At 43.6% G+C, this 20,750-nt stretch carries 13 protein-coding genes and 1 riboswitch; of the genes, 8 read left to right on the top strand and 5 right to left on the bottom strand.

Features of this window, described 5'->3' with window-relative positions:
- Positions 1 to 16: 16 nt before the first annotated feature.
- The 5 genes from C8268_RS12075 (at position 17) to C8268_RS12055 (ending at position 7,226) form a co-directional block, all read left to right on the top strand.
- Positions 17 to 985, top strand: coding sequence for an ABC transporter ATP-binding protein (locus C8268_RS12075; RefSeq protein WP_106767887.1), 969 nt, complete (start codon positions 17 to 19; stop codon positions 983 to 985).
- Entirely contained in the window at positions 978 to 1,967 is a 990-nt protein-coding gene (locus tag C8268_RS12070) for an ABC transporter permease (RefSeq protein WP_106767886.1), read from the top strand. Before C8268_RS12075 ends, C8268_RS12070 begins: the two co-directional genes overlap by 8 nt.
- A 79-nt stretch (positions 1,968 to 2,046) precedes the next feature.
- Positions 2,047 to 4,026, top strand: a complete 1,980-nt coding sequence (gene parE / locus C8268_RS12065; protein WP_106767885.1) for a DNA topoisomerase IV subunit B — start codon at positions 2,047 to 2,049, stop codon at positions 4,024 to 4,026.
- Positions 4,027 to 4,037: 11 nt separating this feature from the next.
- Entirely contained in the window at positions 4,038 to 6,497 is a 2,460-nt protein-coding gene (gene gyrA, locus C8268_RS12060; protein WP_106767884.1) for a DNA gyrase subunit A, read from the top strand.
- A gap of 306 nt (positions 6,498 to 6,803) precedes the next feature.
- Positions 6,804 to 7,226 carry a MarR family transcriptional regulator gene (locus tag C8268_RS12055; protein WP_106769932.1) on the top strand — a complete coding sequence of 141 codons (423 nt, stop codon included), beginning with the start codon at positions 6,804 to 6,806 and terminating at the stop codon, positions 7,224 to 7,226.
- 107 nt (positions 7,227 to 7,333) lie between these two features.
- Here the strand turns inward: C8268_RS12055 and C8268_RS12050 are convergent, their stop codons facing one another.
- The 5 genes from C8268_RS12050 to C8268_RS12030 form a co-directional block, all read right to left on the bottom strand.
- Entirely contained in the window at positions 7,334 to 8,437 is a 1,104-nt protein-coding gene (locus C8268_RS12050; RefSeq protein WP_106767883.1) for a lytic polysaccharide monooxygenase, read from the bottom strand.
- A gap of 296 nt (positions 8,438 to 8,733) precedes the next feature.
- Positions 8,734 to 9,462 (bottom strand): RluA family pseudouridine synthase, encoded by a 729-nt coding sequence (locus C8268_RS12045; RefSeq protein WP_106767882.1) that lies wholly within the window; start codon positions 9,460 to 9,462, stop codon positions 8,734 to 8,736.
- A gap of 1 nt (position 9,463) precedes the next feature.
- Complete coding sequence (locus C8268_RS12040; RefSeq protein ID WP_106767881.1) at positions 9,464 to 10,327, bottom strand: class I SAM-dependent methyltransferase; 864 nt, start codon at positions 10,325 to 10,327, stop codon at positions 9,464 to 9,466.
- A 125-nt stretch (positions 10,328 to 10,452) separates the two neighbouring features.
- Positions 10,453 to 10,968: a GNAT family N-acetyltransferase gene (locus C8268_RS12035; RefSeq protein ID WP_106767880.1), complete on the bottom strand. Its 516-nt coding sequence runs from the start codon at positions 10,966 to 10,968 to the stop codon at positions 10,453 to 10,455.
- 13 nt (positions 10,969 to 10,981) lie between these two features.
- Complete coding sequence (locus tag C8268_RS12030) at positions 10,982 to 12,985, bottom strand: endonuclease MutS2 (protein ID WP_106767879.1); 2,004 nt, start codon at positions 12,983 to 12,985, stop codon at positions 10,982 to 10,984.
- 613 nt (positions 12,986 to 13,598) lie between these two features.
- Positions 13,599 to 13,739, top strand: a riboswitch (cyclic di-AMP (ydaO/yuaA leader).
- 2 nt (positions 13,740 to 13,741) lie between these two features.
- Between C8268_RS12030 and C8268_RS23160 the strand changes: the two genes are divergently transcribed.
- The 3 genes from C8268_RS23160 to C8268_RS12015 all read left to right on the top strand — a co-directional run bounded on the left by C8268_RS23160 (position 13,742) and on the right by C8268_RS12015 (position 20,707).
- Entirely contained in the window at positions 13,742 to 14,617 is an 876-nt protein-coding gene (locus C8268_RS23160) for a C40 family peptidase (RefSeq protein WP_234032779.1), read from the top strand.
- Between the two features lie 258 nt (positions 14,618 to 14,875).
- Positions 14,876 to 16,006, top strand: a complete 1,131-nt coding sequence (locus C8268_RS12020) for a C45 family autoproteolytic acyltransferase/hydrolase (protein WP_106767878.1) — start codon at positions 14,876 to 14,878, stop codon at positions 16,004 to 16,006.
- Between the two features lie 267 nt (positions 16,007 to 16,273).
- Entirely contained in the window at positions 16,274 to 20,707 is a 4,434-nt protein-coding gene (locus C8268_RS12015; RefSeq protein ID WP_106767877.1) for a non-ribosomal peptide synthetase, read from the top strand.
- Positions 20,708 to 20,750 lie beyond the last annotated feature (43 nt).

Here is a 20,750-nt window from a genome sequence, read left to right as displayed (position 1 = left end):
GTGAAGGGGGAATAAAATGCTCGCAGATCATCAGAATGTTGTTTTGTCCGTAGAACATGTTAAAAAGAAAATTGGCCGGAAATGGATTATTCATGACGTGACCTTTGATGTCAGAGCGGGAGAGGTATTTGGATTTCTTGGACCAAACGGTGCGGGAAAGACGACAACGATTCGTATGCTGGTTGACCTTATAAAGCCTACAGAAGGCGTCATTAAGGTATGCGGTTATGATGTGAATCGGCAGCAGGAGCAGGCGCTGCGCTATGTCGGATCGATCGTTGAAAATCCTGAAATGTATACTTACCTGACAGGATGGGAAAATCTGGAGCATTTCGCCCGTATGCAGCCAGGTATTGATGCGGAGCGTATTCGCGAGGTGGTCCATATCGTTCGAATGGACAAGCGGATACATGATCGAGTCAGCACATATTCACTCGGTATGCGTCAGCGTCTCGGCATCGCACAGGCATTGTTGGGCAGACCGAAGCTTCTGATTCTGGACGAGCCGACAAACGGGCTTGATCCGAAAGGAATCAAGGAAATGCGGGAGTTTATTCACCGCCTTTCCGGGGAAGGCTTGGCAGTATTCGTATCCAGTCATTTGCTTAGTGAAATTCAGCTGTTATGTGATCGGGTGGCCATTATTAGCGGTGGAAGAGTGCTTGCGGTCGGCGGTGTGGACGAGCTGATCTCCAGCAGTACGGGATATGTAATATGGGAGCTCTCCCCTGCAGATGTTGGCCGGGGCGTACTTCATAAGCAAGAGAGGTGTGAGGTGTTGGATAACCCGGAGGCCCTGCTGGATGATTCCATACTGGCCGGTATGTCACCGGATGCCATCGTTACCCGGATTCAGGAGGAAGATACGTCTTCTGCTGTCGAAGCACTCGTTTCCGAAGGGGTAGAGGTCCGGGGTGTGAGCCGTATCAATCCAACGCTGGAACAGCTGTTCCTGCAGATGACGGAAGGTGAGGGTATTGAGTAGCATCCTGCCGCTTGTAAAGAACGAAACGCTTAAGATCATCAAGCGAAAACGCTTTTATGTTGTTTTATTGGTGCTGCTGGTTTTGGTGCCGATGTTTACCTATGCACAGATGAAAGCGGCAGAGCGCAGCAAAGACAAATTTGCTGGAGATTGGCGTCTGGAATTGCAGCAGCGAATCACGGATAACGAAAACTCTCTGGGTAGTGATAGAGTACCGGAAGAATGGAAAAGATACAGGCAAATCTATATTCAACAAATGCAGTATTATTTGGAGCATGATATTAATCCAAATGAGCCGAATGCTGTTACTTTTACGCGGGAATTTATGAATAACGCCGTAACTTTGTTCATCCCGTTGCTAATAATGGCTATAGCCTCCGATATCGTGTCGGGCGAGAGGACGACCGGTACGATAAAAATGCTGCTGACCCGGCCGGTGAAAAGGTGGAAGGTGCTGCTCAGCAAGCTGATCGCTCTATTGATGTTCGTCTCGCTGATCGTTATGTCGACATTTATTATTTCATATTTGATCTCCGGTCTTGCTTTCGGTTATAAAGGGTTTGATTTTCCGGTATTTACCGGCTTCAAAATCGTAGGCTCCGATGTGGATATGTCAGCTGTTCATGCGGTGCCGCAGTGGAAGTATTTGCTTATGCAAGGAGGCCTGATCTGGTTTGTCAGCATGGTTGTCGCGATGTTGGCATTTATGGTATCTGTCCTTGTCCGGAGTACGGCGGCTAGCATCGTTGTTATGATGGCTGCGCTTATTGCTGGTACGATATTAACGAATATGGCATCTGCCTGGAACAGCGCCAAATACTTATTTATGGTAAATTTGGATCTAACCGATTATTTAGCAGGCAACTTGCCACCGATTGAAGGAATGACACTTCAATTTTCTCTAGCCGTTTTGAGCGTTTGGGCAGCGGTGGCCGTGATCATTTCATTCATTGTCTTTACGAAACGGGACATTTTGAATTAAAATGGACGATGCATACAAAACATTTGTTTGCCTTTTGGGGGAAGCCCCGTTATAAGCGAAATATGAAGGAGGAGCATGAATGGTCGAACAGATCGATAGGTTTGCAGAGTCATCACAGAACGGCCCTGGTGGTCGTTCGGGATACGATGCTGACGACATTCAAGTGCTCGAGGGGCTCGTTGCGGTGCGCAAACGGCCAGGCATGTACATAGGCAGCACAAGCTCGTCAGGATTGCATCATCTGGTTTGGGAAATTGTAGATAATGCGGTCGATGAGCATCTTGCAAAGTACTGCTCGAGAATAGAAATTACTTTACACAAGGACGATTCTGTTACGGTATATGATAACGGTCGAGGAATCCCGACAGGGATACATAAGACCGGCATTCCGACACCGCAGGTGGTGTTCACCATTTTGCACGCAGGCGGTAAATTCGGCGGTTCGGGATACAAGAAGTCCGGGGGGCTTCATGGTGTAGGTGCATCCGTAACGAATGCGCTGTCTGAATGGCTTGAGGTGGAAATATACCGTGATGGTAAAATTCATCGTCAGCGTTTTGAATATTGGCAGGATAAAAAAGGAATTGAGCATGTCGGAGAGCCGGTGACGGGTCTTGAAATTAAAGGAAATACGAACAAGACCGGGACGAAGGTAACGTTCAAGCCGGATGCCCGGGTGTTTCCTTCGGGCATTCAATTGAGTTTTGATACATTGGCAGAGCGGCTTCAGGAGATCGCTTTTCTGAACTCAGGCCTGCGGATCGTGCTCAAGGATGAACGTAACGGCAACAGCGAAGAGTTTTTTTATGAGGGCGGAGCGAGTCAATTCGTTGAATTTTTAAATGAAGGTAAAGATGTGCTTCATGAGGTTATTCATTTTTACGCCGAGAAGGATGACATCGAAGTAGAGATTGCTATGCAGTATAACGGAGGTTATACGGAGACGCTTGCTTCGTTTGTTAACTCTATTCCGACGCGGGGTGGAGGAACGCACGAAACAGGTTTTAAGACCGCTTATACTCGGGTGATGAACGATTATGCTCGCAAGAACAATCTTTTGAAGGAGAAAGACAAGAACCTGGAAGGCAACGATTTGCGCGAAGGCATGATGGCTGTCATCAGCGTCAAGATGTCCGAGGTGGAGTTTGTTGGCCAGACCAAGGATCAGCTCGGAAGTGCGTCAGCCCGCAGTGCAGTCGATAGTGTCGTGACCGAGAAAATGCAAATCTTTTTGGAGGAAAATCCGCAGATTGCGCAAACTCTTCTGAAGAAGGCGATCCAGGCTTCCAAAGCTCGTGAGGCAGCCCGTAAAGCACGGGATGAGATGCGTTCCGGCAAAAAACGCAGCGAAAGCTCCAACCTTGGGGGCAAGTTGTCGCCAGCTCAATCGAAGGATTTTACCCGTACCGAGCTGTTCATCGTGGAAGGCGATTCCGCTGGCGGTTCCGCGAAGCAAGGACGGGACTCCAAGCTGCAGGCGATCTTGCCCCTGAAGGGTAAGCCGATGAATCCGGAAAAGTCCAAGCTTGCGGACATATTAAAAAATGATGAGTACCGAGCCATTGTAGCTGCAATCGGTGCCGGAATCGGTAACGAATTTTCAGCTCCGGATAGTAATTATTCAAAAATTATTATAATGACCGATGCGGATACAGACGGTGCGCATATTCAAGTGCTGCTTCTCACATTCTTCTATCGGTACATGAAGCCATTGATCGATGATGGCCGTGTATATATCGCCCAGCCTCCGCTTTACAAAATCTCCAGCAAATCAGGCAAGCTGGAGACGGTAAGATATGCGTGGAGTGAAGAACAGCTCGCGAATTACTTGAAGGAGTTCAAATCGTATGAACTGCAGCGCTATAAAGGTCTCGGAGAGATGAACCCGGATCAATTGTGGGAGACGACGATGAATCCAGAGACGCGGACGCTGCTGCAGGTTCAAATTGAGGATGCTGCGAAAGCAGAACGTCGAGTATCAACACTGATGGGGGACAAGGTTGATCCCCGGAAGCGCTGGATCGTTGAAAATGTCAACTTTGCAGAGTTTGAGGAATAGAAGGTGAAGGCATGAGTTTATCAGAACAATTTTTGCCAGCATATCTGGAAGAGATCGTAGGGGACCGGTTTGGCCGGTATTCCAAATATATTATTCAGGATCGTGCGATACCGGATGTTCGTGATGGTCTGAAGCCGGTCCAGCGTCGTATCCTTTATGCCATGTACGATTCCGGCAATACGCCGGACAAGCCTTATCGAAAGTCGGCTAAAACCGTCGGGGATGTCATGGGTAACTATCACCCGCATGGTGACTCTTCCATTTACGAAGGTATGGTCCGTATGGCCCAGCCGTGGAAAATGGGACATGTGCTTATCGACGGGCATGGCAACTGGGGCTCGCAGGACGATGATCCGGCGGCGGCAATGCGTTACACAGAAGCACGCTTGTCGCCGATCGCGATGGAGATGCTGAGGGATATTGAGAAAAGAACGGTATTGTTTAAGGACAACTTTGACAATACGGCGAAAGAGCCGGTTGTACTTCCTTCACGTTATCCGAATCTGCTTGTCAACGGGACCAGTGGCATATCAGCCGGTTTTGCAACGGAGATTCCTCCCCATAATTTGCGTGAGGTTATCGACGCCAGTATTGCGGTGATGCAAAAACCGGACATTGAGCTCAGTGAAATCATGACGTTCATCAAAGGCCCTGACTTTCCAACAGGCGGTATTATTATGGGCGGCAAAGGAATACAAGACGCTTACCGTACAGGCAGAGGCCGGATATATTTACGTTCAAAGACGAAAATCGAATCATTGCGGGGCGGCAAGCAGCAGATCGTCATAACCGAAATTCCGTATCAGGTTGTGAAGGCGCGGCTTGTCACCGCGATGGAGAACATTCGCCTTGAGAAAAAGGTAGACGGCATTGCCGAGGTTCGGGATGAAAGCGGACGTGAAGGTCTGCGAATCGTTGTAGAACTGAAAAAAGACGCGGATGCTAACGGTATACTGGCTTATTTGCTGAAAAAGACAGATTTGCAGATCACATACAACTTCAACATGGTTGCGATTGTAAACAAGGCACCTCAACAGCTTGGCTTGAAGGCGATGCTTGAGGCTTATATTGCCCATCAGCGAGAGGTTGTCACTTTCCGTACCCAGTATGAGCTGGAACGGGCAGAGGACCGTGCACATGTGTTGGAGGGGCTTGTAAAGGCACTTAATATTTTGGATGAGGTTATTGAAGCCATCAAGGCATCCAAAAATCGTCAGGATGCACAAAAAAATCTGCAATGGATGTTCGGCTTTACCGAGCGCCAGGCAGATTCAATCCTTACACTTCAGCTTTATCGGCTAACGAATCTCGAAATTCATTCACTTCAGAAAGAGCTGGATGAATTGATGAAAAAAATCGAGGGTCTGCGTGCCATTTTGAACAGTGACAAGAAGCTCATTTCCGTCATTCGTAAGGAACTGATGGAAATCCGTGATAAGTATGGCGTCGAGCGTCGATCAATGATTCAGGAAGAAGTGGAAGAAATCAAGGTCAACCTTGAGGTGATGGTTGCCGCTGAGGATGTGCTTGTCACCCTATCCAGGGATGGATACATCAAGCGGACAAGCATGCTGTCGTTTACACGCTCAGGGGGCGAGCCTGATAGTTCTGGAGTGAAGGAAGGCGACTATATTACTCGTCTGTTCGAGGTAAACACCTTGGATAATCTGCTTGTTTTTACACAAAAGGGGCAGTTCTTCCTTCTGCCGGTTCACCAGATTCCGGAGTATAAATGGAAGGATGCCGGTACGGCGATTGTGAACGTGATTCAGCTTCCGAAAGAAGATGAAATTGTATCGGTCATCCCGGTGTCCAATATCGAAGAGGAAGGCAAGACACTTGTTTTTGTCACCCGAAATGGTCAAGTGAAACGGACAGAGCTGAAAGAGTATGCGACCAAACGGACGGGCGCAGTGGCTGCAGTGAAGCTATCCGGTGATGACCGTGTTATTACGGTAGAGCTAAGTGATGGTAACAAAGACATCATGTTAATCACGAAAGACGGCATGAGCATTCGCTTCCGTGAGCAAGAGGTTAACGCCATGGGCCGTGTATCCGGCGGGGTAAGAGGAATTCAGCTCCGTGAAGATGATGAAGTGCTGGCGGCGCTTTGGGTGATGGAAGATGAAGGTGAGATTTTGACGATAACGGACCTTGGATATGGGAAGCGCAGCTTGCTTCTGGATTATCCGATCCAAAACAGAGGCGGCAAAGGGATCGCTACGTTTGAATTCAAGGAAGGCAAGCGGGTGAAACCGAACGGCAGCCGTATAGCAGGAGCTTTCTACTGTCGCGAATCGCTGAATTTGATTGCATACAGCAATGAAGGAACTGCATTTCCATTTGATTCCGAACAGGCTCCGATCAGTGAACCAAGATCAGTAGGAAAACAGCTTGCTGCTGTAGGTAAAAAAGGTGAAGTCGTCGATGTAATACTGTCGCCGGAGTTGAAGGAAGAATCAGCGGAGTGACCGTTACCACATACAATTAAGAATACAAAGCAAAGACACCGGCTTTTCGAAAAGCAGGTGTCTTTATTTATAGAGAGAAAGCACATCTATTGTCGAAAGTGTGAGATGTCTGAAAAAGCTTGTCACTACAGGCTTGACAGCATTTGTCGGATGCTTGGAATTTATATTTTTTAACGAAATTAGCAGGAAAAAGGGGCTTGTGGCGCGAAAATTAATCCTATAAATTACCGGAGTTTCTATCGAATTGACCTGTCGTTTTAAAGTAGTAGATCATATGTATTTTTCTTGGAGAGGAAGGGGTTAATGATGCATACGAGCGAATTCGCAAAAGTATGGTCCAAGCTGGCCAAGGATTATAAACTGCATATGGAAAATGGGTTAGCTCCTGCCTTGACAGAAGCCCAGCTTACTGTCCTCGAGGTGTTAGAGGAACAGAAAAGAATGAAGCCGTCCGACTTTATTCCTTATTTGGCAACGAGCCCGGCTGCAGTCACGATGCTGCTCGATCGGATGGAGAAGAATGATCTTATTGTCCGTGAACGTGATGAAAAGGACAGGCGCATCGTGTGGGTGACGATATCGGAACGGGGAAGCCAGGAATTGCTGCGCGGAATACAGATTAGAGATGATTATTTATCAAGTGTTTTAAACCGAATCTCTTCTCACAATCAGCAGCTCCTTGTATATCTTCTCGGAAAGGTAAGCGCTGCTCCTCAGGAAGTAGGATAAACGAATTGACAAAAATGAAACACCCTCTGCTTCATCAGCAATACTTGCTGAAGAACAGAGGGCTTTTTTTACATAACGGGCTGAAGCAATGTAGACTTATAGGACGATTACTTCAAAGTCCATAAAGCCGGTACATTTGTTGGCTCCCAGCCAGCCATTGAGGTATGAGGCTGCCGAGATTCATAAATGTTACCATTGTAAGTAACTAGTGATCCAGTCTGATATACAGTATTCGGTGCCCAAGCGGCTACGCCAGGATTTGGATTCGTTGGATTCGAAGCCGTCGTCACATTTACACTGTTGCTTGCAGCAGATACATTACCGGCAGCATCCTTCGCTTTTACCGTAAAGGTATAAGGCGTGTTAGCGGATAATCCCGTGACTGTATAGTTCAACGTGGAGCCTGACACGCTGCCGGCAAGTGTTGCACCGCGGAAAATGTCATAGCTGGTTACAGCTGTGTTATCATTAGCTGCGTTCCATGCCAGAGATATGCTGTTAGCTGTTACACTGTTAGAATTCAGATTCGTTGGGGCAGTTGGTGCCTGTGAATCAACAGGAGTGGCACCGCCACCGCCACCGCTGTTTCCGCCATTATTGAGATTTACATCAATAACTTGATAGAACGCATTGCCTGTATCCGCAATTTCCCATACACCGAGGATCAGATAATAGCCGCTGCGATCTGTCGGTACGTTACAAGTATGTGTAACTTTGTCACCCGGTCTCTTGCCGCCGTCATTGATAGAACAGAACAGTTCCAGATCAGCGCGGGCGAGAGGCTTATTTGGGTCCCATCCTTTTTTCGTAATGTAGTATTTCCATTCTGAAGTTGCATGTTTTGCGGACAATGTCCAAGTGAATGTGTTAGATCCGCCATTCATATTTACTTTTGCCCAGCGGGTTGGTGTCTGCTCATACAGCTCAGTGAATATACCCGCTCCAGTGATCTGTCCGTCAACCGGACCGCCTGCAGGGAAATTTCCTCTAGCTTCCAAGGATTGAGGCTCATATTGAACTCTGCCGCAATTTTTATTCTCACCCGATTTACACAGGGCAGCACGGCTTGCCGGGGCTTCGATGTACCCATGGGCAGATGCGCTGCTCGAAAAAATCATCATTACTGCAATAAACATAAGGGAGAAGCCGATCACCATGTAAAGCGGCTTCAAATGAAAGCGCTTGTAACTTTGTCCTGATGCGATTGTCATTAACCAAACCTCCTTGGATTTTAAAATTAGCTGCATGAATACTAGCTTATCTACACGAGTTCGTGCTGGATATCACCCCCTTAGATCGGTATCGTTGCTAAATTATGCTATATAAACTCTAAGAGAGTCTATATCCATGTCCAAGAATGGGTCGATTTGGTGTTTACAATTACTATTTTTAAATAATCAATAAAAAATGTAAAGGACAAATTTGTCTATTGCAGGGAGACAAATTTATAATAAATGTTTAAATTTAAAACACCGAAACCCATGAAATGGATTTCGGTGTTATGCTGTCAATAGCTTTTTATTTCCCGGATTAAAGGGTCTTGAGGGAACAGATCCCACGGATGCGATGCCGGCGGAATGGATTCAATTCTGATCTCTTCCTTGCTTACAGGATGGGGAAGTCCAACAAACACCGACCATAGGGCAATCTGTTGGCCGGGGCTGCTTATCCCTTTGCCGTATCTTTGATCACCGTACAGCGGGTAGCCGGCATGACTGAGCTGAACTCTGATCTGATGTGGTCTCCCGGTATGGAGTTCCACCAGAACAAGGCTCAATCCTTTCTCGGTAGCAAGTACGGTGTAATCAAGGATCGCTTCCTTGGAGCCTTCTGTTCCTTTAGGAACAACACGAACGGTATTGGTTCGATTGTTCTTATATAGCCAATTCACCAGTCTACCTGCTGGCTGTTTAGGCTTGCCATGGACGATGGCCGCATACAGCTTGCGGAAGCTTCTGTTTCGAACCGATTCCGATAAACGGGATGCGGCTTTGGAGGTTTTAGCGAAAACCATAGCGCCGCCAACAGGGCGGTCCAGTCGATGAACAAGCCCGAGGTATACGTTTCCTGGTTTATTGTACCGAACCTTGATGTCTTCTTTGAGAATCGTGAGCATATCGGGATCACCGGAGGCATCCTCCTGAGAGGGGATGTTTACCGGTTTGTTGACACCAAGGAGATGGTTGTCCTCATATATAATCGGGACTTCAGGATAGCTGCGCTTCAGATTGCTCATGTTAGGACTCCCATCGTCCCAATATTCCGCAAGGCAGGTGGAGTCCGGATCTGGTGATCGGCAGGCCGATTTCACCCGCGCTGATTTTACCACCGTATTTCGGCTGCATGGTCATGGACAGCATGTTTTTTAATACGGTAGGGGAAATGCCTGTTGTATAGGAGTTAATCAGCATAAAAAGCGGTTTGTCTGACATGATCTCAAGGCAGCTGTTCAAGAACGGATACAGACTTTGCTCTAGCTTCCATGTTTCTCCACCAGGTCCCCGGCCGTAGGAAGGAGGGTCCATAATGATCGCTTCGTATTTATTGCCGCGACGTATTTCACGCTGTACAAACTTGAACACATCATCGGTGATGAATCGGACAGGACGGTCCGCCAGGCCGGATAACGCCAGGTTTTCCTTAGCCCATTGCACCATACCTTTGGCGGCATCGACATGAACGACTTGTGCACCGGCATAGGCGGCGGCAACAGAGGCTCCTCCAGTATAAGCAAACAGATTCAGCACACGGATGGGTCGGCCTGCGCTTGCAATTTTATCCATCATCCAGCGCCAGTTCGCCGCTTGCTCGGGAAAAAGTCCGGTATGTTTAAAGTTCGTGGGACGAATATGGAATTTAAGCTTGTCATAGGAGATGCTCCAGCGCTCAGGCAGCTGTTTTTTCATTTCCCAGCTACCACCGCCTGATGAGCTGCGGTGATAATGGCCGTGTACGTTTCTCCATACTCCGCTGTCATTGTTTAACGGCCATATGATCTGCGGGTCCGGCCGTCGCAGAATGATATCGCCCCAGCGCTCAAGTTTTTCTCCGCCTCCCGTATCTATTACTTCATAATCTTTCCAATCATCGGCTACATACATGTTGAAAACCATCCTTCAAATAGTCATTTAAGCTATATTGTACAACATTTGCCGCAGGCAATGCTACAAATTTGGATAGGGTGCTGATCGCTAAAAGGCAGCTAATAACATCATATGAAAATGATTCATTCCAACTCCAAAAAGGCTTTGGAATAGCGAAGCTCGCCCTTTAGACGATTAAGAGCGCCTTCTTCTATTTCGTACACCATAAAAACCTCCGCTGGGACCTCGAACTGCTTTAATTGAAAGCCGTAATGGGCTGCGGTAACAAACCCAAAACGCGGATAGTACGAAGGATGCCCGATCAGAAATACGAATGGAATGTCAAACTGAGGGCATCTGCGTAAAGCTTCCCTGATCAATTCTCCGCCGATTCCTTTACGCTGATAGGCTGGATCTACAGCGAGTGGTGCAAGGCAAGCTACTCGATAGGATCGATTATCGTCTATTACCTCACCTAAACTGAGCATGATATGTCCGGTAATAATCCCATCTGTTTCCGATACAATAGACCACTGCGGAATAAAATCTGGGGAACTGCGAATGTGTTCAACGAGTCGTGACTCCGCTTCACTCTGAAATGCCTTGATTAGCATTTGTTTCACTTGCACGTAGTCTTGGACTTGTTCTGTTCTTATCATTGTTAGGTCTCCTTTAATGATCGGGTTTGGTTTCAATGGTCAGCCCTTCCACATGCTTGCGGCTCATCAGCTTCCGTTTTTTACGGTTTTCTTTGGTCTCAAACACGATATCCAGATCATAGTCATCAGGATACAGATCTTTGCCCGAAATATGCAGCTTGAGACGTTTGTGATTGATTTTGATTTTCTGTTTTTGAATCATAACGCCTACCATCCCGCGTGAATCTTGAAGTTCACAAACAATCCCAGTTCTGTTAAGGGACGAAACGTACACACTGTCTCCAAGCGCAAAAGCTTGAGGGTTGGGCTTATGAGCATTGCCCTCAACCTGTTCTATGCTGTGAGCAGTTTTCACTGGGTTTCCTTCATCAAGGCGATCTGGCTTGGATACATGAAGCGGTACGCTGCTTGCTTGGTCAGGATGAGCGTCACGATTGTTCTCGTCATTCGCGCTGGAGGGAACCTTTGAAAAGATCGTATTTTCATGTCCAACTCCAGCTTCAGATATTTCTCGCGAGCGGGAAATGATGGCAGCAGGAATGCCCAGCTTCTCTGCAATAACAAGTGCATAACTTTCGCCGGCTTCCCCGATTTTCAAGCGGTATTTCGGTTCCAGTGTTTCGGTGTCAAACTCCATTCGTGCATTTTCGAATCCCGGCGTAACTCGTGCGAAATTTTTAATTTCAGTAAAATGTGTTGTCACTATAACGGTTGCCCTGCGGCGATGAAGCTCCTCCAGCACCGCGATAGAAAGTCCGATCCCTTCACCGGGGTCTGTGCCTGAAGCCATTTCGTCCAGTAAAATCAGCGTTTTATCATCGGCCGTTTGTAAAATATGATTGACGTTTTTGATGTGAGCTGAAAAGGTGCTGAGTGCATGTTCAATGCTTTGACCGTCACCGATGTCGACGGAGATCTGCTCATATATGCTGCATTGGCTATTTTCCTGAACAGGAATGAGCAGGCCAGACTGAACCATCATCGTTAACAGACCGACGGTTCTGAGTGTCAAAGTTTTGCCCCCTGTATTGGGACCGGTAATAATCAGGGAGTTATAGCTTTCCCCGATTGCAAAATCAACCGGAACCATACCTGGACCGACCAGAGGATGGATCGCTTGCTTGAATGATATAACCCCTTGATCGTTCAGCTTTACGTTTCGTCCTCCGATGGACAAAGCATATTTCCCTCTGGCGATAATAAAGTCATATTGGCCTACGGTGTCGGTATTTAGCTTCAGCTCATAACTGTATTTTTCAGCCAATTCGGTCAATTCACTGAGCACTTTGGTTTCTTCCAGGGCTTCTTCGGTATGCAAAAAGCTCAGTTCATGCTGCAGGCTGGCCACATCACTCGGCTCAATATAAACCGTTTGTCCGCTTGCTGATTCATCCAGTACGATTCCTTTTATCAGTTTACGGTGTTCTTTCTTAATCGGCAGAACATACCTTCCATTACGCTTGCTGATCAGGCTTTCCTGCATAATCGATCGATGTCTGTTTAGCAAACTGTCGAGTTTGCGCTTGATTCTTTCTTCGGATACGGTTATTTTTTTGCGGACTTTTGCGAGCTCCTTGCTCGCGCCATCCACAACACGACCGTTATAAATACAACGTTCAATTTCAGACAGCAGTGAAGGGAGTTCATACATTGAAGAGGCGTATGAAGCGATGGTTGGAGCCATTTCGCTTTTTGTAGCCATATAACGTATGAGCTGTCTGCAGCTGCGTAGAAATTGCTGAACATGCATGAAATCACGTTCGGTAAGAACATAACCGGTACCGAGCAGCTGCTGAACGGGTTCGATTCCATCCAAGGAAGGGATGGGGATACTTGCTCCTGCACGGAGTAGTACGCTCGCTTCAGACGTTTCATCCAGCCTGTGCCGGATTACTTTCATTTCGGTGAGAGGGGTCATTTCTCGAATATGTTGTTTCCCGAGGTAAGAAATGGCGAAGCGTTCCAGATCGGCTTGAACCTTGTCGTACTGTAATATTTTCATTGCATCTAAATTCATTTTAAAAACATCTCCTTTGTGTGTTTGTTTTACAGTTGCCCTTAACAGCCCGCAGACAACAAAAAAAGGCAGAGAGTGAACCTAGGTTCGCTCTCTGCCTAATAGCGGTCTACCTATAATGGATCGTCTTGATCAAGAAATAAAGAAAACAGTACGCTACATGCGCTGTTTAATATTTCAAAAAAAGTCCGTGCTGAACTCAGCACGGACTGAAAAAGACGCCACAACAGGATAGACCCCGGGCTTCAATTGATATCCGCAGTTCTTAAACTAATTGCATAGATTGAAAAAACCATAACTAAATAAACATAGCCAAAACGGCCATGAAAAAAAGAAGTCTTTTCAATCTTATGAAATTTGGTTAGTTAAGAACGCTCACCGACATCAAAATTTCTCCTTTTAGAGGGGATAATCTCAATATACAGTGGCTCACTGGAAAAAGTCAATACAGATTACACATGGAAATTTCTATATATGAGTATCAAGTCATATAAGTATCGAAAAAGTTTCAATTTGACCTTTAAAAGTTACAATCTATTCATATTTTCATAAAATGGACACAATTTTGCCTTAAATCTAACTGCTGGCTATGTTACTTTATAATGGATAACTTGGTTTATAAGTGCTGAATCCAAACATGCAAAACGTTTGGTACGGGGGAGATTTTATCGGGGTGAATGTTTACTGAGTAAACTAGGAAATCCCTCTTTTCCGAATCCGTCAACTAACCTCGGAAGCAACAAGGAGGACGACATCATGAATAACTTACTGAAATCCGTTTTACTCTCAGGGGCCATTGTTGCCTCAGCTTTAATTCTTAGCCCTGATTATGCGAGTGCTGCTACATCTTCCGTCAAGGTACAAATTAACGATTCTCTGGTTTCTTTTCCAGATGAACAACCATTTATCGACAGTAAAGGATTTACCCAAGTGCCTGTCCGAATGGTTGCTGAGAAGATGGGGGCAAGTGTGAAGTATGAAAAGCTCAGCTCTTCGAAATCCAAAGTAACGATTAAAAAGGGAAGTACCACCATTGTTCTGAAATCTGGATCTAATATCGCTATGGTTGGTTCGAAACAAGTGGTGATGGATACTAGCATGCGCATTGTGAACGGTCGCGCTTTCGTTCCTGTTCGATTTGTATCTGAAACGTTTGGCTATACGTTGAAGTGGGATGCTAAAAACAAAATTGCGATCATCAGCACCAATGGAAAAAATTACGCTCCTGCCTGGACTGCACCTGTACATAACACTTCCGCTTCCAAAGGAAATCAGGTCGTATCTATAGCTAAGCAGTACCTTGGGACAAAATATACGTGGGGAGGCTCGTCACCTTCCACCGGATTCGATTGTTCTGGATATGTAAAATATGTATATGGAAAAATGGGTGTTAACCTGCCGCACAGTTCCCAATCGATGCACAACAATTCAGGAAAACCGGTTTCAAAGAGCAATCTTAAACCAGGTGATCTCGTATTTTTTATTACCAATAAGGTTTCAACATCTCATGTAGGCATTTATATCGGAGACAACAAATTTATTTCTGCTACAAATAGCGGAGTCAAGATTGACAGCTTAAACAGCTCCTATTGGGGACCTAAATACAACGGTGCTAACCGGATTTTCTACTAAGCAAAATAGTATATATACTTGAAAATGAACTAAAAAATTGCTCTATATAATAATGGGGTGTCTTTAGGTCCGTGACCTAAAGACACCCCATTTGTTTGTTATAGCATGTGTGCAAGGAGCCGCATATGCAGGCGTTGGCCCCATGGTGTGGTGTCTGCTAAGCCGTAAACAATAAAATTTGTAATAAATTTATTATATAGTAAAATATGCATAGTGAATTACAAAATCAGTCAATTACCGGCAGAAAGGGTGAGTCTTATGGAAAATAGCGATAATAAAGAACCGATGATTTTTGATATCCTCGTCACAGAAGGAACCCACTATGAGGTAGGCAAGCAAAGGGCGATTACATTTAAGGAGCATTATCCGGAGGATATTGACTACTATATTACTCCTATGGAAGGACAGGATTTTCTTTGTCCGTCAGAGGCCCATAAAAGAATGATGATGATTGATAAAATATGTCCTGGGTTTACGGAGGAAATACAGGGATTTGCCGATGAAATAAATACGGAACCGGAAAAAATATTATGTTACGCCAATTCATTTCATACCGCACCGAATTGCTGTCAATTCGCCGTTCTTCCTTCAAATACAAGTGATGGGCACTTTTATGTTGGGAGAAGTTATGAGTATTTTGTAAGAGATGAGAGAAGTTTGTGCATTACCCGTGTAAAAGGAAAACCCAAGCATATGGGCTTTTCATTGCAAAATGCCGGACGAATGGATGGTATGAATGAACATGGACTCGTCGTTACCATGTCGAGCACCGCATATTTAAAACCTCTGGAAGGTCATGGATGTGAGTTCTGGATTGCCATTCGGGCTCTTCTGGATCGCTGTAAAGATGTATATGAAGCCAGGTGCTTGCTTGAAGAGATGCATGTATGTACTAATGCGAATATTTTGGTCGCAGATGCTTCTAATAATGCATCCATCTTCGAAATTGCAAGTTTCTCTTCGCACAAGAAAAAAATAACTGAACGTAAACCGGTGGGTGATCTAATCCTGGCTACCAATCACTATGTGAGCAATGAGATGCAAGAATTCGATGAATATCATTTTTGGCATTCGGAAATGCGTTATACCGCTGTATGGAATACTTTATTGCGGGAAGCACCAAACGTTGATCATGAAAAGATTATGAACTTAATGTCGACAAAATATCCTTTTGGCCCATGCTGTCATTTTTATTCAAGTGGAATGGGAACGCTCAGAAGTATGATATTTGATGTGACAGACAAGAAATTGAAGGTTAATTTTGGCCCTCCGGATATGAATGAATGGCACTCTTTTGATTTTGATGAGCCCGTAGGAATTCAAGAAGTTGTTTGCAATTATGAAGATGTGATTATCGATGATCCGGATCAATTCTGGAGAGAAATGTAATCTCCGAACCACCGTAGCATGCATGTGTGCAAGACGCTTGCTACGGTGGTTTTTTTGTTTTGGATTAAACAAACATATTTACAATGTTCAAATAAAGTTCACATAATACTGGTTCATTATGTAAATTAATCCAATAGGTGTTGAAAATGGTCTATGCACATGATACATTGAAGATATTGGAATAGATTCCCTGCATTTAAATCTTGTGGGTATTTTGCAAACAAGAAACACTAATGCAATTTTTTTCAGTCCGGAGGGGACTAAGGCATGTCAAATGAAAAGATTCTCTATCATTTAACTGAACCGCAAAAAAGAATTTGGTATACCCAAATGATCTATCCTCATTCATCGATGTATAACATTGGAGGAACTGTTTTTATTGAAGGGGATGTTGATCTTGAAGCTCTTGAGAAAGCAATTTGTATCTTTGTAAATTCACATGATGCTTTTAAAATTCGGTTGTTGGTTCAGGATAATCAGCCCAAACAATATTTTTGCCAGCAAAAATATCATGCAGTGGAACAAATTGACCTGAGTGATAGAGTTGAGCCTGCTCTGCACTTGAAAAAAATGAGTGATCGGAAAGCAAGAGAGTCTTTTGAATTAGAAGACTCTCCATTATTTGAATTCATCATATTCAAACTAAACAGTGAAAAATCAGGGTACATTGTAAAAATACACCATATTATTGCGGATGGATGGTCATTACAAATATTAACCCACCAAATATCCAAGATTTATGAACAACTGTTGGCGGGGAAAGCTGATTTCTCGCCGCAACAACCAAGCTACAAAGAATTTATACATAACGATGCAGAATATTTACGATCACCGAAATACGCTAAAAGCAAACAGTATTGGTCTGAGCTATTTGAACAGTTGCCGGAACAAATGCCACCTTTATCCAATGACGTTGATGGTGATAGGTTCGTTATCTTTTTACATCAAGAACAATCCGACAAGATAAAATTTTTCTGTGAACAGCACAATATAACGCTGAATACCTTTTTTATTTCGTTATATCTCATCTATAAATTTAAAGTAACCGGAACCAAGGATATGATTCTCGGAGTTCCAGTGGTGGGCCGTTCAGGAAAAATAGAACGAAATACGTTTGGCATGTTTGTAAACACAATGCCTTTCCGATTTGTCATGAATTCCGATGAGACAGTGCTGGATGTTATGAAAAGGGTTTCAAAACTGTTAATGCTAAATTATAAACATCAAAGATACCCGTACAATCATTTCATTAAAGATATTAACCTTGCCCAAAAAGGATATGACAGACTATTTGAGGTTTGTATCAATTATTATGGAACCCAATTGAGTAATGACATGGATGGTTTACCTGTACATAATCACGAATTTTATAATGGTCAACAGGAGTATTCTTTACAAATTATTATTCGCAACTGGTTGGATGATAAGGGACTCCAATTGGATTTTGACTATAAAGTAAGTGAGTACACTCAGGAACAAGTAATGGGGATGTTCAACCATTTAAAATTAGTAATCGATCTTATCTTGAGAGATGATCGTAAACAGGTTTCCGATTTTCTTCTATTAACAGAAGACGAGAAACAGAGATTGGTATTTGATTACAATAAAACGAATACGGACCAGAGAAATGACCGATCGATTATAGATTTATTTGAAGAGCAGGTTCAACTTACTCCCGATCGTGTAGCTATTGAATGCGGCACTGATTCTTTGACCTATGAGGAACTTAATCAACGCTCTAATCAATTAGCGGCACTTCTTAAATCGAAGGGTGTGACGAATGATTCAATCGTTGCAATCATGACCAAGCATTCTCTGGAAACCATAATCGGCATCCTAGGGATCTTAAAGGCCGGCGGAGCGTATCTGGCGATAGATCCTAATTATCCAAAAGAACGTATTTTGTTTTCATTGGAAGATGCTAGTGTAAATATTCTATTAAGTAATTTGGATCATCATGACTTTCCGTTTGCCGGCGAGATCATAAATCTTACCGGTGAACTATATTCGAGCGCGCATATTCAGGAAAATGTTAATGATAGCAGACGGAATGATTTGGCTTATGTACTTTATACATCTGGCTCTACGGGAAATCCCAAAGGAGTTATGGTCGAGCATCGTAGTTTAGTGAATTATATCCATTGGGCTAGAAAAACCTATGTAACCGAACAACAGGAAATATTTGCACTTTATTCCTCTGTGGCATTTGATTTAACCGTCACCTCGATATTTACTCCACTTATAAGCGGAGGAACGATTATCGTCTATCCTGATGTACAGGACTCATATATTTTTGACAGTATTTTGAAAAACAATAAGTGTACGATCCTGAAACTAACACCCTCTCATCTGCAATTAGCAAAGAACTATGATAATAGAACCTCTCGTGTAAAGAAGTTGATTGTCGGTGGAGAGAACCTGAAGGCTGATCTGGCAAAGGAAGTATATGATTCTTTCGGGGGCAAAATCGAGATTTATAATGAATACGGTCCTACAGAGGCAACTGTTGGATGCATGTGCTATAAATTCGACCCTCAATCAGACAAGATCGGGGCTGTACCGATTGGTAAGCCTATTGACAATACTTACATTTATGTTCTGGATCAAAATTTGAATCCATCTCCTATGTATGTAAGCAATGAATTGTATATTTCCGGCTCTGGAGTTGCGCGCGGATATTTAAACCAACCTGAGTTGACGGCAGAAAAGTTTATGAAAGATCCGTTTGTAAAAGATGGAGTTATGTATAAAACAGGGGATTTAGCCAAATTTATTGATTTCAACACCATTGTTTATGAGGGCAGAAAGGATGAACAAATCAAAATCAGGGGCTATAGAATAGAGCCTGGTGAGATCGAAAATACGATACGGCTTTACAACAAAGGCATACAAAATGTCACTGTTGTTATGCATAACAAGCAAGAAGAGGCTAAATTTTTATGTGCATATTATGTAAGCGATCATTCTATTGATGAGAATGAGTTACGCCAGTTTCTCTTGAGGCACTTACCTCATTATATGATTCCGACATTTTATGTACGTGTTGATAAAATTCCTTTGACAATAAACGGAAAAATCGACAAAGGTAAATTGCCTTATCCCACTAAATCTGGCGATAACAAGCCGGATATAAAATCATATCACGAACATGAAGTTGTTTTAGTAAGTACAATTTCAAAAGTATTGGGACTTCCATCTGTAGAACTTGATGACAATTATTTTTTGTTAGGCGGAGATTCGATAAAAGCGATTTTAATATCATCCCGTTTAAATGAAGATCACTACTCACTAAAAGTCAAAGATATTTTGTCGCATCCGGTACTTGGTGAAATGGCCGCTTTTATGAAAAAAAGAGAGCAAAAATATGTCAGCCAAAAGGAATGTGCAGGAAGTATGCCGCACACACCCATCATAAACTGGTTTTTCTCCAATGATATTGCAGATCCGGATCGTTATTGTCAAAGTGTTCAATTAAAATTCAGCAAGAAACTTCCTATTAAAGTATTAAGCGAAATTCTGGGCGAGTTAGTGAAGCATCACGATGCGCTTAGGCTGAACTACAATGCCAATAAAGACACACTGTATTTTAATAACAAATATTTAACACAACATATAGCTATAGAAGAATGGGATTTCTCTGAAGTGGATAGCAGTCAGTTCAGTTATGAAGTGAATCGTGTGAATACTCAACTGATCTCCAAAATAAAAATAGATTCGGGGTTATTATTACGTTCCGCCATATGTCATACGCGGGATGGAATGATATGGATTATCGTAGTTCACCATCTGGCGATCGATGGCGTATCATGGAGGATCATACTTGAAGATATTCAAACGATGTTAAGACAAACGGATCATATGGAGAAATTCAGCCTACCTTTGAAAACAAACTCTTATCAGGAATGGGCCAATTCCTTGCAGCACTATCAAATTAGCAATGAGTTCATACCAGAAAAGATAATATCACAAAATGTTTATAATCAGGCCCCCGATGAAAATAAGATTCACAAGCTCTTTCATATATTAGATGAAGAGACTACAAAAAATTTAGTAACTTCAGCAAATACACCTTATAACACCAAGACCGTGGAACTTCTGCTTACTGCCTTATCTTTGGCCATATCGAAAATGGATAAGAAAGAAAAATTCATAATTGAAGTAGAAGGTCATGGAAGAGATGAAATATTCAATGATTTCAATATTTCCAGAACAGTAGGTTGGTTCACGACGATCTTTCCGATTGTCGTAAAATCCGGACCCTATGATTTGGCGATGAGGATTAAAGCTATTAAAGAGACCTATCGTTCATCTTCAGATAAAAGCCTAGAGCATGCTATATATTGCATGAGATATGATCAATGGGACAAATCACCGTTCATAAGGTTCAATTTTTTAGGGGAATTCCAAACTCATTATGAGTATTTCGAGCTGAGTTCTGATTTATTAAACCACGATAATGAAATGACGAGTCTAATCGAAATGGATTCCATGATTGTGGAAAACCAATTGAAAACTGCAGTTCGAGGAAAGTCGCCAATTTTAGCGGAGGATTTGAACCGGTTGCTGGATGATTATCATGAAATGATTCAACGTATTGTTCATCATTGCATGAATAAAGGTGATGTGGATTATTCGCCATCGGATTTTAGCAAGAACGATATTTCACAAGTAGAATTGGACTTATTGTTCAGTGAGTCATGATGTCGAGGAGATTTTAGAAATGAATTTTCATTGACCGGGAGAA

The organism is Paenibacillus faecalis (genome assembly GCF_900289175.1).
Lineage (GTDB): Bacteria > Bacillota > Bacilli > Paenibacillales > Paenibacillaceae > Paenibacillus_AQ > Paenibacillus_AQ faecalis.
Note: the sequence above shows the minus strand (reverse complement) of the source record. Positions and strands in the feature narration are given on the sequence as shown.